Raw genomic sequence first — 14,265 nt, forward strand, 5'->3', positions numbered from 1 at the left:
CGCTCCGGTCAACCGAGAATTTGAAAAAAGTTTTTGGACACCGCCTCGGTTCTGTAAAGCAGCACGTCAGAGACATCAACCGGCCGCAAGAAATTTTTCGCTCAGGGCCTTCAAGCCTGCACTCGTTGCAAGACAGTGGGCGATACAAAGATTGAAGGGCGTTCCAGCACCGCCCAAGCACCGGGACAGGAACACATGCGCCAGGGGCGGACATTTTCGTAGCGTGCAAGGATATTGCCGCTGCAATCAATAAAGGCAATGTCGATGGGATAAGCCATAAAACAGGTGTGAACCGAAGAGCAGCACGGAAACGCCATGACGAGCGGCAGTCCGTCAGCCGTAATCGGCACGCGGCCCAGCATGCCGCGCAAGCGTGCGCCAAACGATTCTGCCACCATAAACTCTGCCGGCGACCAACCGAGCCTATTGAGCGCACGCGCGTAGGCGATATAAGACAAGACGGCGCTCACATGACCACCCCCGGTCGCCACGGATCGACCGTAACCGCGCGCTCGTGCGACAGCTTCGCCGGCGTCCCCAGAGAAACGCCGGCAATGCTGAGCAATCTAGGCCACGGCTCATAGTACATGACGCAGGCATAGGTCCTAAACGTCCCGGACAGAGAGAGCAAGCCGCCATCAGACGACGCCGAGCTCTGCTCGCTCGAGACCTCGACCTGCAGATTATAGCCCTGCATAGCCGCCTGAATCTCGGACTGGACACGCATCGAGGCATCGACAGAGCTCTCATCGCCCTCCCCTTCCGGCGCCACAGCGTGCGCCAGCACGATATCGGGCACCACGCGATCGAAGCGCGCAACGGCGCCGGCAAAGACCATGACGTTGTACACAATGAGCGCAAGCGCCAGCAAAACGGGAGCGACCACGGCCATCTCGACCGTCGCCTGGGCGCGCTCCTCGTACAAGACTGCACCAACGCCCATTACGATCCACCGCCCAAGGCGCCCGCCAGCGTAGCGACATCGACGGTAAGCGGGATGGAACCACCGCCGGGCAACGGAATCTCCGCAAGTGTGAACACCGTACCGCTAATGGTGCGTTCGACTTGATATTCCAACGCCTCGCAGAGCGCCTTGGGATCCGTCACGCCCAACGGAATACTTCGCAGTTTGTCTTGCGCTTGAGAGAGACCGGCAATGTCAGACCCCGGACTCTTAATGACGTTAGCGGAATCGGTCAGCACCGGCTTTCGCAGGCGCAAGTCGCACGGTTCCAAACCCAGCGCCGCCACGGACGCCGAAACGGTATCGCCGAGCCACGATGCAATGGAGCCCAACGCGCCGCTGCCCCCTCCTAGGTCTTTAATCATCTCGTCCATAAGTTCGTCGGCCGAACCTTGGATGTCTCCGTATCCCACAAGCAGGCGTCCCCAAACATCCATGACGCCATCGAGTACGCCGGCAACGCCGCCCGAGCGCTCTTCCAGTGTCGAGAAAAACCGCGAGAGCACGTTGTTTTGCGCCGTCGCGTTGTCGGGAGCCAAGACCGCGGCAGAGATTGCACCGCGACTGCCGAGCGTAACCGGCTTATTGAATGAAGAGTTGAGCTTACCGGGACTGGTCATATCGCCCGAGACCGCAAAGGAGACCACGCCGTTTCGGCCGGGCGGGGCGATACGCGGCCGCTCGCCCGAAAGCGCCTTGATGGCCTGGTCAAACGCATTGCCCGCACGGTCGGCCTCATCCTCGGTCTGACGCTCAAGTTCGAGTTCTTTGTTGCGGCAGTCGACGTAGTCTTCCAGGGCATCTTTGAACTTGTCAAAGTGGTATTCGAAGCCGTTTTCGATAGAAGTCGAAGGCGCTGCAACGGCACCGAGCGACGAAACGCCAAAATGGCATCTGTTGCATCTGTCCTGCCCGTCATAATCGGCAACCGAGGCTAACCCGCCTGGCGACCCCTTCTTATAGTTGGGGCAACTCGTTCCGTAATGCAGATACGTCTTGTCATCGATGGTACTAATTGGCCACGCCGCATCGGTATAGAGTTCCGTCGCTCGCACCTCTTCAGAGTTGCGCGGCAACAGCGGGATATGGGAAGTGACTTCATCTCCGTCCTCGGTTACATATGCACGATTGACCTCTGTACTCGCATAGGTGTAAAACGCCTTGCGCGCCGCCGACTCCGCCTTCGTCTCGACGCTTGAGCCCTGAGGTGCCTCGTTTGCAAGGCGCGAGCGGTAATAGGCCTTCGCGCGATCGAGCGCCACTTGCGGCTCCCATGTGACACTCGAGGCATAGTGCGGATTCTCAATATCCGAAAGCTTCGCCAAGCTCCTAGCGCGTTCCCACATGCACGAACAGCTTCCGACTGCGCCTCTGTCCGATCCGCCGCAGTCGGCAAGCCAGGCGCGTTCCTTGGCCTTTGACGTTTTCTCGGACGCTTTCTTCAGTTCCTTGGCAGCATAGTCAAGGTCTTTTGAGGTGCTCTCGATGGCATCGGTCGAGATTTCTGACCCCTCGAGCGCAACAAAGTCCGACTCCGATGTCCTGGGCACGGCGAGCGCTGTGCCGGTATAGATCACGTTATCGGTATCCTGCGCCGAAACAGCCTGCGTAGCTCGCGCGGCAACCAGATATGGCAGAGCCGTTTCGACTTTTTGCAAACCCTCCGACGCACTTTTGGCAAACTTATTGCGCGTTTTAATAATCTCAATCCCGGTATCGACCATATCGCTTGCGGCTATTTTCCCACCCGGCACCAGCATGGCAACCAAGCCGGTGCCGATTGTGGCAAACCCCGCCAGGCCCAAGCTCAAAATGCTCGCATCCACCACCGTGGCCGCTGTATGGTAGGACGATATCACGTTGGCACCCGCCAGAGCACCGCTATCGGCCGCCACCTGGGTATCCCCGGCACGCGACATACTCCATATCGCCGCCGTCGACGAAAACAGCAGCGTAAGCACCACAAGTATGACGACCGCCGAAGAAAGCGTAGTGTAGGCACCGTCCTCGATAAACAAGTCGATACCGGAGCGGCCCATGAAGCCGCCCCGCTTGCGGCGGGCATTCGACCGGCAACGGCACACGAGCCCTCGCATCATTCGCAGCAGGCGACGCCTAATCCCACGCGGCAATCCACGAATCATAGTCTCCCTCCAGCCATCCGGGACGCGATCGGTACGAAACGTCGACTTTCAACTCAACATTTCCTCCTCCCCCCACATTGCCCATGGCCTGCGCGAACGCGCCGATCACGGGCAGCGGCTTTACATCACCCGCGATAGATACAGACGAAACGCCCCCTGCGTCCGCCCGGCCAAGCTCGATATCCCACGACAGCGGTCCGCCGGCGTGAAAGATCGAGACATCGGGCACCGCGGCGAGACGGCGGCGGGCAAACTCCTTGAGGTCGTCGTCCTCCGCCGTCGTCGTGGTCATGAGCCGCGCCGTCTCGGCGGCGGCAGACTCCATGACCGCACGCGTATAGAGCAGGCACACCGGCTGCAGCGCAAGCAGGATGAGCGTCAAAAACGTCGGCAGCAAAAAGGCGGCCTCGACCGTGGACTGCGCCCAATCCTCGCGCGCGATATCAATAGAGTGCGATGTCTTTGGCGCCTGCGGCGGCGTCGATAACCGATGTCGAGGCGACGCCATGGGACGCCGCCCGTGCAGCCAACGCCGCCAAGCGTCCGTCGGTGCCGGCGCGCCAAAGCCCCGCAATCGCCAGCACGATGGAAAGCAGCGCCATGGTGACGATGGCGTACTCAACGGTCGATTGGGCAGACTCCTCGCGCAAAACGTCAAGCATTTCACGATCCCTCCTTTGACCCCGATGCTTGCGGAACCAAGCGCACCGCGCGTAAGCGGCACGAGGCGTCGCCGGCATCCGCGGCAACCGTCACCATGTCGACCCAGCCGCGCCCATCGCGCACGATGGCGCCCCATACGTTGCCCTTGATGTCGAGGTAACCGCTTAGAGCGAGCTGGGCTGTGGGCACCTCGCGATAAACACGCAACAGGTCCGCGGCAGCCTCGGTCATCGGTCGCTCCTCGGCCCATGTCAGCCGGGCTGCGACTGCGTTGTCCGCAGATGGACCCGCCGCAGCATCCGCCCGTTCGTCGAGGGCGCGCAGAAAAGTTTGTGCCGTGACGGCGGCATCCCTGTCGGCCGTGTCCCGCGCTTTGTCATCGGGAGGCGCCACCGCGCCCGAGCTCCCATCCGCGACGGCCCCAGAACGCTGCTGTCGCACGGCATTCAGCCCCCAGAGCGTCGCCGCAATCGCCACAATCAGGCAAGCGAGCACCAGCAGCACGCCAACAGAATGCCCGCCTTCTACAGGCTGTTGATGCCGTCTTTGATCGCGTTCCATAGCTTTTCGACGTTGCCCTTAAATGCAACGATGGCAATGATCGCGATTACCACGAGCACGCCGACCAAGATGGCGTACTCGGTGGTACCCTGCGCGCTTTCCTCCTGCACCAGCGCCTTGGCACGTTGACAGGAACGCATTGCACGGTAAAGCGTCCGACTCCAAACCCTACCCATAACGTCAGCCATTTTGTTCATGTATTCCTCCCTACATCATCCCGCCTGCTCCCAGCAGCGGGCCCAATATGGATAACAGCAGTGCCGGCAAGATGAGCGTGCCGGTGGGAATCAGCAGCTTGACGGGCGCTCGTTCAATCTCGCGCTCGACCGCGGCACGATGGGCGGCGCGGATCTCGCGACTTTGGGCAGCAAGGGTCTCGGCAAGCGGGGCACCCAGGGCGAGCGCTTGACCCACCGTAATGGCAAAGGTCTCGAGCGCCCGCACGTCCAGGTCCTGCGCGGCCGCCAACAACTCGTCCTCGCGCGCTCCCACGCCCACCTGCCACGCCATGCATGCCCGTTCAAGCCGAACAGTCAGCGCCGATCGACGATTGGCGCAAAAGATCTCGAGCGCCGCATCGAACGAAAGGCCGGCGGAAAGCCCCAGACGCACCACATCAATCATCTCGGATACCTCACCGAGCGAAACCTGCGCTGAGTTGTCCACGCCAAATGCGCCCCTCACCCGCGCAATAGCGGCATCGATCATCGAATGGGCCGCAGCAACGACCAGCACCGCCTCGCCCCTGAAAATCTCCATGGTCTTGCGCACATCCGAGCGCTCCAGGCCCGTCGCGACAAATACGCCGAAGGCGCACAGGCAAGCCGCGGCGGCAACCAGGGCGCTCACAGCTCCACCCGCATAATGCGCCGGATAACCACCAGGGCGACGCCGTTAAGGGCAAGCCCCAGAACCACGGCGCCGGCGCCTACCGGCGTTGCGAGACCGTAGCGAAAATCTGCCGAAAGCAGGGCCAGCACCGCGCACATACCCGCCGGCATCGCCGCGACCATATGCGCCGACATGCGCGCCTGCGACGTTTTGACATCCAGGCGGCGCTTGAGCTCGATACGCTCCCCCACCATGCTCGACGCCTCGGACAGCAGATCGGCAAGCGGGGCACCGGTCCGCTGCGACACCTTGAGCGCCAACGCGACAAGCGAAAGCCCGGGGGCGTCGATGCGGACAAGCAGGTCGTCGAGCGCATCGGCAGCCGAAATGCCGCAGTCGATCGCCGCCGCTACCCGCAGAAACTCGGTATGCACCGGCTCTTGCACGTGAGCGCCCACAAACCGCATGCCCTGGGCCAGCGAATGTCCCGAGGCAAGCGACATGGAAAGTGCCGTAAAGGCCTCGGGCATGGCTTCCTCCACATCGCGCTGCTCGCGTCGGTGGTCAAAGATGTCGCGTGCGGCGCCCGCGGCAAAGGGCGCAACCGCCCCCAAAACAAAGCCGATGGGCGATAGCGACACCACGGCAAGTGCAAGGCAGCAGACGCCACTCGATAGCAACAGGAACGCCAAGCGTGAAGCATCATCCTCAACGACAAGACCGATGCGGCGCACGGGAACCAACGATACCCAGGAGCGGGCGATCTTTTTTAGCAGATCATTTTTCACCAGCTCGCGTGGCAGCTTCTCGGCCACCGATTCAAACATATGGCGCACCAGCTCCGCCGGCGGCACCCTCGGCACATGAGGCTCCACTCCGCATACCGTCGCGACCGAAAACCCGGCAAGGCCCCCTACGACGAGGGGCACAACGACCTCCATTCGTCCACCTCCTCCTGCGTAAGCGTTCCCGAGCGCAAGCCCTCTGCGATAAACGGCGGCTCGCGGTTGAGGGTCCAGGTGCGCTCGGCGGCATCGAAGGTCACGTAGCGCTCGAGTTCCACGCCACCCGACGCGCCGCGTCGCACCCCCGAATAGGAGGACACAAAACGCCGGCCGTCCGCATGGCGCTCGGACATCACGATGCCGTCGAGCGCCATAGCGATTTGTTCCTCGATGAGCTCGCTCGGCAGATCGATGCCATAGCGCGCAAGCAGCGTCAAACGCACCACGGTCTCTTGCTCGGTGCCCGCATGAAGCGTGGTGAGCGACCCATCGTGCCCGGTGTTCATGGCCTGCAGCATGTCGCAACATTCCGCACCGCGTACCTCACCCACCACAATACGGTCGGGACGCATACGCAGGGCGTTGGTCACCAGGTCGCGGATTGTCACCGCGCCCTCGCCCTCAATTGAAGCCTCGCGCGCCTCCAGGCGAACCACATGCGGGTGATGCGCGAACTTGAGCTCGGCGGAATCCTCGATCGTCACGATGCGCTCGCCGGTAGATATCTCGCACGATAGCGCGTTGAGCAGCGTAGTCTTGCCCGACCCCGTACCGCCCGCAACCGCCAAATCTTGGCGCAGCGACACCGCACACGAAAGCAGTTGCGCATACCAAAGCGGCAGCGACCCCAGGCCCACAAGCTCATCCAACGAACAGATGCGATCCGAGAACTTGCGGATAGTGAGGATCGGCCCATCGATCGCCACGGGCGGAATCACCGCGTTGACGCGATAACCTGTCTTGAGGCGGGCGTTGACGATGGGACTGCGCTCGTCGATACGCCTGCCCAGCGGTGAGATGATGCGGTCGATGAGCACGCGGATCTGCTCGTCATCCTCAAACGCATGCTCGATGGGGTATAAGACCCCGTCGCGCTCAAAGAAAGCCGAGCGGCAACCGTTGATCATAATCTCGGTGACGGTGTCGTCCTCGATGAGCGGCTGCAGCGGGCCCAAGCCCACCACGTCATCCAAGATCTCGTTGATGATGGTCTCACGCTCGGGCGTCGCCAGGTCGGTCGGTTCTTCCACGTTGAGTGCCGCCTCCACCGCAGGACGCAATTCCGAGCGGGCAAGAACCGGATCGACGTAGGCACTGATGCGTGCCACCTCGTCGTAGCCCACGCGGTCCATCACGGCCCGCTTGGTGCGGCGCTTGACCGCACGGCGCCGTCCCACATCGATAGGTGCCGTCGCCGCTGCCGCACCGGCTGCTTTGATTCTCGTTTGCAGGCTCATCGCTGATCACCCTCACGCGACCAGGGAAGGCGAATGCGCGGGCGTTCGGCACGCGTCGCGCGGTCGATGACCGTGTCGCTCCAAGGCCCAACGGCGCAGCCCAGCTCCACGAGCATCTCGCGCGTGGCTTCGCGCACACTGGTCGCGAAGGCGCTGGCCTGGCCCACGGCCTCGTCGGCACGACCAAACGCCATGAGTGCAGCCAAATCCTGCCCGCCATCGGCAATTCGAATTTTGGAACTGAGCGAGCACGCGATCTCAAAACGAATGGCGACATCCTCGTCGGCCCCACGCGCGCCAAATCGGTTGAATACGGCGCTCATGCGCGTGCGCGGCACGCCCACACGGCTCGCCAGCTCAATGACGCGCGCTGCAGACGTCGCGGAAGAAACTGCCGCATCACCCACGACGAGGCAACGGTCGCACGCCGCCACCGCAGCCGCCACCGCATCGCCCCAAAAGACCGAGGTATCGATAAGGACCACGTCGGACTCACGACGCAAGATGTCGAGCAGCAGCTCTACCGGACGTGCCATGAGCTCGGCGCGCTCGGGCGCTGCGACAGGCCCCCAAAGCGTAACGCCTGGGGCAACGCGCATCGATGCAGCGACCACGTCTGGCTCCGCAAGGGCGCCCGCGACCGACGGCTCGATAAGTGTCGCCATGTCATGCGGGGCATCGGCGCCCAGCAGGTCGTAGAGATTTCCAAACATTAGGTCCAAATCGAGTACGGCAGCTCGCAGACCCAGCAACGAAGCGGCATGCGCCATCGTGGCGACAATCGTCGATTTGCCACAGCCGCCCGATCCCGAGACGGCGCAGATGACCGGAGCTCGATGCGACGTCGACGCAGTGTCTGCCAGCGGCGCAGGGGCTGACGACGTGGGCGGCAACGTCCCCGTCTCGCCAGCCGCACCCAAGTGCTGCGTCCACGCCGGCACGGCAGGCTGCTCAAACTGTAGGGGCGGAACTGGGGATTCCGCTGTCACGTCGACGTGCGGACCATCACCCGCGACAAGGCCCTCGACCTCATCGAGTCCATCGGCCAGGCTCACGCCGTGCACGTATCCCATATCTACGGCCAGGAGGTCTTCGCCATACGGCGCCGACGCTCCGGCGTCATCACATGCAAGGGGGCCCGGGGGGCGCCGAACATGCTCGGCTTCCGCTTTCCCATAGTCATCAACACGCGGGCCTCTTGTAGCGCGAGGCGCCCCGGGTTCCCTATCAACAAAAACATCGGGCTCAGGCGACACGCCCCAATCGGAATCAACCGCTCCCTCGCCCACATGTCCGCTGCCGCATATGCTGTGCGCAGCGATGACCTCGGTCGCCCCCGCGCGAAACAGCCCCTCGATATCCGACGGATCGAGCGCCTCTATCAACACGACGACGCGGCTCACGCGTCCTTCGGCAGTCAGGCGCGCAACGGTCTCTCGCACATCTTTAGTATCAAACAGGGATGCCGCGATAATGGCAGCGCCACGGCGCGAAGGAAACGCCCGAGCCATAGACACCAACCCGTCTAGGTCGCCCACGCGAAGCACCTGCGCGCCCGCATCGCGGCCCTCGACTTCCTGCTGCAGCAGTCCGTAATCGCCACACGCGCAGCACGCAAGCCAGATCGCTTTCATCACTCGTCGCCTCCGCTCTTTTTGCCGCGTGCCGTGGCGGGAATCGTCAAGCTGACCGTTCCCTTGCCCGAGGCTCCCAGCAATTCCTTGACGTCTTTGGGGTCGGCCGCCAGCGTCACCCACTCGACCTTGCCTTCGCGCGTGGCACCGGCCTCGTCGCTGGTATCGATCACATACGCGCCGCACAGCCGGTCGGTCACGCCGTCTTTTTGCACGTACACATCCACGTAGCTGCCCACGCCTGCGGCTCCGCCCACCGAATGCTCGGCATCGACCGCCACCGAAACGGCAACCTTGCCCTTGGGCACCTCGAGCGTATGGCTCTCGGCTTTGGTGTAGACATCGCAGACCACGGCATTTTTGGGAATACGCGAGGTCGTCACGTCGCCACGCACCTGGCGCAGCTCGGTCGCCGCATCACGCGGAAGCAGGCTCGCGAGCCACTCTTGGGTTACGACATTGGTCTCGTCGAGGGTCTCACCCACATCGATATCACGTGCGGCAACGCAAACTTCGACGCGATCGCCGCCGTATTTGGCCAAGGTTTTGGCCTGGGCCTGCTCAGCCCGCGAACGAACCGATGACCCGTAAACCATGCAGAGTGCCGCGGCGAGCACGCCCGCTGCCAGACTGATGGCGATGCGCTTGCTCTTGTTCACGGCAGCTCCTCTCAAGACAGCACTGGGCGGATGGGATGCCCGTACCACTATTGTCCGAGCGGCCAAGCAACAAAACAGCGCGATCACCATCTTGGTTTTAAGTGTCAAACCAATTACCAGCCAAGAGCTGACCAACCCGTCAAGCCCGCGGCAAGGTTTTGGTCAGCGCGTCGGCAAAACGCTCATTTAAGGGCGCATCGCCAGTAAAAAAGCCGCCTCCCGCACAGTTGGAAGACGGCTGTCATAGATAAATTCAATTACAGATGGATATCGGGATCGAGCATTTGGGCACTCACACGCATGGATGACGCCAAGTTTTGGAACGTTTCCAGGCGCAGGCCATCGATCTGCCCGGCATCGGCGGCCTCGCGAACGGCGCAGCCCGGTTCGTGGGTATGCGTGCAGTCGCCAAACCGACACGCACGCGACGCCTCGACGATCTCGGGGAAGGCACGCGCTAGGCCCCGCTCGTGACCAACGAGTGGCAAACTGCGCAGGCCCGGAGCGTCGGCAATGACGCCGGCGTCGCCCGGCAGCGCCACCATCACGCGCGCGACCGTGGTATGGCGGCCTTGGTCGTCGCGCTCGCGCACGCCACCGGTAGCCAGCGCATCGTGGCCCAGCAGCGCATTGAGCAGCGTCGACTTTCCGGCCCCCGACTCACCCAGGATCATGGCGCACGTTCCCGCCGGCACACAGGCGCGCACCTCGTCCAAACCACGGCCTTCGGCAGAGGACGTCACGATCACGCGCACGTCCGGGCCCACCAGACGGCGCACGCGATCCAGATCGCGCTCGAGTTCCGCGGCCTCACAGCGGTCGGCCTTGGTAAGCACCACCACCGGCTCGGCATCGCAGTCGAGCGCCAACACCAGCGAGCGCGCCACGCGGTCGAGCAGCACTTCGCCGGCGCCAAGTGCCTGCACGATCAGCACGCTATCCACGTTGGAACAAAGCACCTGACGCTCGCCGCGGGCGCGGCCACGCCAACGCTCAAAACTCGTGCGTCGCGGCAGGACGCATTCGATTACGCCCATGTCGTGCCCGGGTGCACGACGCACCGCCACACGGTCGCCCACAGCCGGCAGCAGTACCTCGTCCTCGCCGCGCGACTTGGCAAACCCCACGGCATGCTCGGCACGAAAGGTATCGTCGGCCGTCGCCACCAGCGGAAACCCGCGATCTAAGCGCACCACGGCGCCCAGTTGCATCTGCTCGGGCTCCTCGGCTTGGGCGCAAAAATCGTCAAATGCTGCCTGCTGAGCCGCGGCGACCGGCAGATCGCCAAACGCCGGAACATCCTGCAGCGCATCGAGTCCCGGCACGCTCGCCAGCAGCTCCTCAGCAGACGCGGGGGCTTCGGTCGCAAGCTTCCGACGACGATCACGCTTGGCCCGCGCCCCCGTCGTCTTTTTCTTCGCCTTAGCCCTAGCCTTGCCCACAAGCGCCTCCCAGCACCACAAATCACAACTGAGCAGGTATTTTAATCAAAAAGAGCTGGCCGGGCAAAGCCCGACCAGCTCACACACTTTCCCTCAGCCCTTTATCATCCGCGCGGGAGAAAAGCCAGCAAGGATACCGCAGGGCCCGCCCCGGAAGCCCTTTCTCCCGAACGATCCCGCAGCGCGAAGCGCGAGGACCAGTGAGGGAGAAAGGGCGTGGGGCGGACCCGGACAGGTACGTTACTCCTTCTCGACTGCGCGCATGATCGCCTTGTAGATCTCCATCAGCGGAATGATCAGGAAGGCAAGGCCCAGCGCGGCGATAACGCCCTTGAGCTCAAGCGTCACGGGGCCAAAGAACATCTCGGCAAGCGTCGGCTGCACGGTTACGATCACCGTCAGCACCAGCGCCAGCGCGGCAGAGGCCCACAGCCACTTGTTCTGCTTCTTCATCTTAAACAGCGACGTGCGGCGGCTACGCATGTTAAAGCAGTGGAAGATCTCGACCATGTTGAGCGTGATGAAGGCCATCATCACGCCTTCCTCGTCGGCGACGCCGGCGATCATATCGGAGATGTGGATGTAGCCCATGTCAAAGTACACGCCCACAAAGAAGCTCGCCAGCACCAGCGCGGCAATGATCAAGCCCTGGACCACGCAGTCCAGGCCCATATTGCCGGCAAAGACACCGTCCTTGGCGTTGCGCGGCTTGCGCTTCATGATGTCGCCCTCGGCATCCTCCATGCCCAGCGCGAGCGCGGGGAAGCAGTCGGTGACCAAGTTCACCCACAGCAGCTGCACCGGCTGGAAGATGGTAAAGCCGATGAGCGTGGCGATAAACACCGAGAACACCTCGGCAAGGTTGGCCGAAAGCAGGAACTGGATGACCTTGCGGATGTTGTCGTAGATGCGGCGACCCTCTTCGCAGGCACCGATGATGGTGGCGAAGTTGTCGTCGGCAAGCACCATGTCGGCAACGTTCTTGGTAACGTCGGTACCGGTGATGCCCATGCCAACGCCGATGTCGGCACGCTTGATGGACGGGGCGTCGTTGACGCCGTCGCCCGTCATGGCCACGATCTGGTCGCGCGACTTCCAAGCCTCGACGATACGGGTCTTGTGCTCGGGCTGGACGCGGGCGTACACGCCGTAGTCCTCGATGTGCGCGTCGAGTTCCTCGTCGCTCATGCGATCGAGGTCGGCACCGGTGATGGCATGGCTGCGATCGGTGACGATGCCCAGCTGCTTGGCGATGGCCACGGCGGTGTCGATGTGGTCGCCCGTGATCATGACGGTGCGGATACCGGCATCGTGGGCCTCGCGGATGGCGTCGGCGACCTCGGGGCGGACCGGATCAATCATGCCGGACAGGCCGCAGAAGACCAGGTCGTGCTCGAGCGCGGCGGGGCTGCAGTCGCTCGGGACCTCGGTGTAGGTGCGGCTTGCCAGCGCCAGCACGCGCAGGGCCTCGTCGGCCATGGCCTTGTTGGCGGCCACGAGCTCGGCACGACGCTCCTCGGTCAGGGGGACGACCTTATCGCCCTCGTAGATGTGGGTGCACAGGCCGATCACCACGTCGGGCGCGCCCTTGGTGTATTGCTCGTACTCGCCGTCCAGGGTCTCAACGACCACGGACATCATCTTGCGGCCCGAGTCAAACGGGGCCTCGCCCACGCGCGGGTGCTCGGCAGTCAGACCAGTGAGGCCCGCCTTTCCGGCATCGTTGACGAGCGCGCACTCGGTCGGCTCGCCCACGGCCTCGCCCAGTTCCTCGTCCCACTGGGCATCGGAGCACAGCGCCATACCTGCCAGGAACTTCTCCTTAGGCGCAGCGAGCTCGTGCTTGACGACGGTCATCTTGTTTTGGGTAAGGGTACCGGTCTTGTCGGAGCAGATGGTCTGCGTGCAGCCGAGAGTCTCGACGGCAGAGAGCTTGCGGATAATTGCCTGGCGCTTGGCCATCTTGGTCACGCCAAGCGACAGCACGATGGTCACGACGGCGACCAGGCCCTCGGGGATGGCGGCGACGGCGAGCGAGACGGCGACCATAAAGGTGTCGAGCAGGGCAGTCGGGTCGGTAAGGACGTTGCCCACGCCGTGGCGGACGATGTCGACGCCAAAGATCACGACGCAGATGACGATCACCATAATGGTGAGGATACGGCTGAGCTCGGCGAGCTTCACCTGCAGCGGCGTGAGCTCTTCCTTGGCCTCGGCCAGGGCACCGGCGATCTTGCCCATCTCGGTATCCATGCCGGTGCCGACCACGACGGCGCGGCCACGGCCGTACACAACGGTGGAGCCCATGTAGCACATGTTCTTGCGGTCGCCGAGCGGCACGTCATCGGTGCCCGCGGCAAGCTCGATCACGTTGGCGTGCTTCTCGACCGGCACGGACTCGCCGGTGAGCGCGGCCTCTTCGATCTTCATCGTGGCGCTCTCGATCACGCGGCAGTCGGCCGGGACGGAGTCACCCGCCTCGAGCATGATCACGTCGCCGGGTACGAGCTCGGCGCTCGGCAGGTGCACGAGTTTGCCGTCGCGTAGAACCTTGGACTGCGCCGCGCTCATCTCCTGAAGGGCCTCGAGGGCCTCCTCGCTCTTGGCTTCCTGGACCACGCCCAGCACCGAGTTGACGATAACGACGAACATGATGATGGCGACATCGGCAAAGTCCGCCTCGCCCTTAACCATGCCCGTGAGCGCGCTGATAACGGCGGCAACGATCAACATGATGACCATGGGGTCGGCCATCTGCTCAAAGAAACGCTTCCACAGCGGCGTCTTCTCGGCTTCCTCAAGCTTGTTAGGGCCTGTCTTGGCGAGGCGCGACGACGCCTCGTCGTTGCTCAGGCCGAGGTTCTCATCGACACCTTGGTCGCTGAGCACCTCCGCCGCGGCGGACAGGTATTCCTTTTGCATATAGAGTCCCCTCCTGGGATTCGGGCCACTCAGCAGATTGATGCCCGATCATAATTCCCAGGAGAAGGGCAAGGGCTCATCAAGGCTGCCGTGCTGAGCGGCAGTTGATAGTGGAGCTATGGTACCCCAAAGCGACGCGTCTAGCCAAAACAATCCATTTGGAAATATGGTCCATATGCAACGATGCGGACCGTGTGATGCTC

General features: G+C 63.0%; 15 protein-coding genes. 1 reads left to right on the plus strand and 14 read right to left on the minus strand.

Annotated elements, in window-relative coordinates; translation table 11 throughout:
• Nucleotides 1–110: 110 nt before the first annotated feature.
• From ACTQW0_RS03895 to cpaB, 12 genes are all read right to left on the minus strand, one after another.
• On the minus strand, nucleotides 111–470 hold the full coding sequence (locus ACTQW0_RS03895; protein WP_427719076.1) for a DUF192 domain-containing protein: 360 nt from the start codon (nucleotides 468–470) through the stop codon (nucleotides 111–113).
• The gene (locus ACTQW0_RS03900; RefSeq protein ID WP_427793906.1) at nucleotides 467–943 is read right to left on the minus strand and encodes a hypothetical protein; all 477 of its coding nucleotides are present in this window, start codon (nucleotides 941–943) and stop codon (nucleotides 467–469) included. The genes ACTQW0_RS03895 and ACTQW0_RS03900 overlap by 4 nt, the downstream gene beginning before the upstream one ends.
• Nucleotides 943–3,003 carry a hypothetical protein gene (locus ACTQW0_RS03905; RefSeq protein ID WP_441038663.1) on the minus strand — a complete coding sequence of 687 codons (2,061 nt, stop codon included), beginning with the start codon at nucleotides 3,001–3,003 and terminating at the stop codon, nucleotides 943–945. The genes ACTQW0_RS03900 and ACTQW0_RS03905 overlap by 1 nt, the downstream gene beginning before the upstream one ends.
• Nucleotides 3,004–3,079: 76 nt before the next feature.
• Nucleotides 3,080–3,616 (minus strand): TadE/TadG family type IV pilus assembly protein, encoded by a 537-nt coding sequence (locus tag ACTQW0_RS03910; RefSeq protein ID WP_441031694.1) that lies wholly within the window; start codon nucleotides 3,614–3,616, stop codon nucleotides 3,080–3,082.
• Nucleotides 3,552–3,770, minus strand: a complete 219-nt coding sequence (locus tag ACTQW0_RS03915; RefSeq protein ID WP_154517649.1) for a hypothetical protein — start codon at nucleotides 3,768–3,770, stop codon at nucleotides 3,552–3,554. Before ACTQW0_RS03915 ends, ACTQW0_RS03910 begins: the two co-directional genes overlap by 65 nt.
• 1 nt (nucleotide 3,771) lies before the next feature.
• Entirely contained in the window at nucleotides 3,772–4,002 is a 231-nt protein-coding gene (locus ACTQW0_RS03920) for a hypothetical protein (RefSeq protein WP_154517646.1), read from the minus strand.
• 293 nt (nucleotides 4,003–4,295) lie between these two features.
• Entirely contained in the window at nucleotides 4,296–4,529 is a 234-nt protein-coding gene (locus ACTQW0_RS03925; RefSeq protein ID WP_427719148.1) for a hypothetical protein, read from the minus strand.
• Nucleotides 4,530–4,539: 10 nt separating this feature from the next.
• Nucleotides 4,540–5,181 (minus strand): type II secretion system F family protein, encoded by a 642-nt coding sequence (locus ACTQW0_RS03930; RefSeq protein ID WP_441031696.1) that lies wholly within the window; start codon nucleotides 5,179–5,181, stop codon nucleotides 4,540–4,542.
• Entirely contained in the window at nucleotides 5,178–6,104 is a 927-nt protein-coding gene (locus ACTQW0_RS03935) for a type II secretion system F family protein (RefSeq protein WP_441031698.1), read from the minus strand. The genes ACTQW0_RS03930 and ACTQW0_RS03935 overlap by 4 nt, the downstream gene beginning before the upstream one ends.
• The gene (locus ACTQW0_RS03940; protein WP_441031700.1) at nucleotides 6,077–7,405 is read right to left on the minus strand and encodes a CpaF family protein; all 1,329 of its coding nucleotides are present in this window, start codon (nucleotides 7,403–7,405) and stop codon (nucleotides 6,077–6,079) included. The genes ACTQW0_RS03935 and ACTQW0_RS03940 overlap by 28 nt, the downstream gene beginning before the upstream one ends.
• Nucleotides 7,402–9,039: an AAA family ATPase gene (locus tag ACTQW0_RS03945; RefSeq protein WP_441031702.1), complete on the minus strand. Its 1,638-nt coding sequence runs from the start codon at nucleotides 9,037–9,039 to the stop codon at nucleotides 7,402–7,404. The genes ACTQW0_RS03940 and ACTQW0_RS03945 overlap by 4 nt, the downstream gene beginning before the upstream one ends.
• Nucleotides 9,039–9,698: a Flp pilus assembly protein CpaB gene (gene cpaB / locus ACTQW0_RS03950; protein ID WP_370450646.1), complete on the minus strand. Its 660-nt coding sequence runs from the start codon at nucleotides 9,696–9,698 to the stop codon at nucleotides 9,039–9,041. The genes ACTQW0_RS03945 and cpaB overlap by 1 nt, the downstream gene beginning before the upstream one ends.
• Between cpaB and ACTQW0_RS03955 the strand changes: the two genes are divergently transcribed.
• Nucleotides 9,685–9,888, plus strand: coding sequence for a hypothetical protein (locus ACTQW0_RS03955; RefSeq protein WP_195838599.1), 204 nt, complete (start codon nucleotides 9,685–9,687; stop codon nucleotides 9,886–9,888). The genes cpaB and ACTQW0_RS03955 overlap by 14 nt on opposite strands.
• Before the next feature lie 67 nt (nucleotides 9,889–9,955).
• Here the strand turns inward: ACTQW0_RS03955 and rsgA are convergent, their stop codons facing one another.
• Both rsgA and ACTQW0_RS03965 read right to left on the minus strand, forming a co-directional pair.
• The gene (gene rsgA, locus ACTQW0_RS03960; RefSeq protein WP_427728468.1) at nucleotides 9,956–10,909 is read right to left on the minus strand and encodes a ribosome small subunit-dependent GTPase A; all 954 of its coding nucleotides are present in this window, start codon (nucleotides 10,907–10,909) and stop codon (nucleotides 9,956–9,958) included.
• A 471-nt stretch (nucleotides 10,910–11,380) separates the two neighbouring features.
• Nucleotides 11,381–14,062 carry a cation-translocating P-type ATPase gene (locus tag ACTQW0_RS03965; RefSeq protein ID WP_441031705.1) on the minus strand — a complete coding sequence of 894 codons (2,682 nt, stop codon included), beginning with the start codon at nucleotides 14,060–14,062 and terminating at the stop codon, nucleotides 11,381–11,383.
• Between the last annotated feature and the right edge of the window lie 203 nt (nucleotides 14,063–14,265).

The sequence above is a fragment of the Collinsella sp. LCP19S3_B7 genome (genome assembly GCF_052121795.1).
Lineage (GTDB): Bacteria > Actinomycetota > Coriobacteriia > Coriobacteriales > Coriobacteriaceae > Collinsella.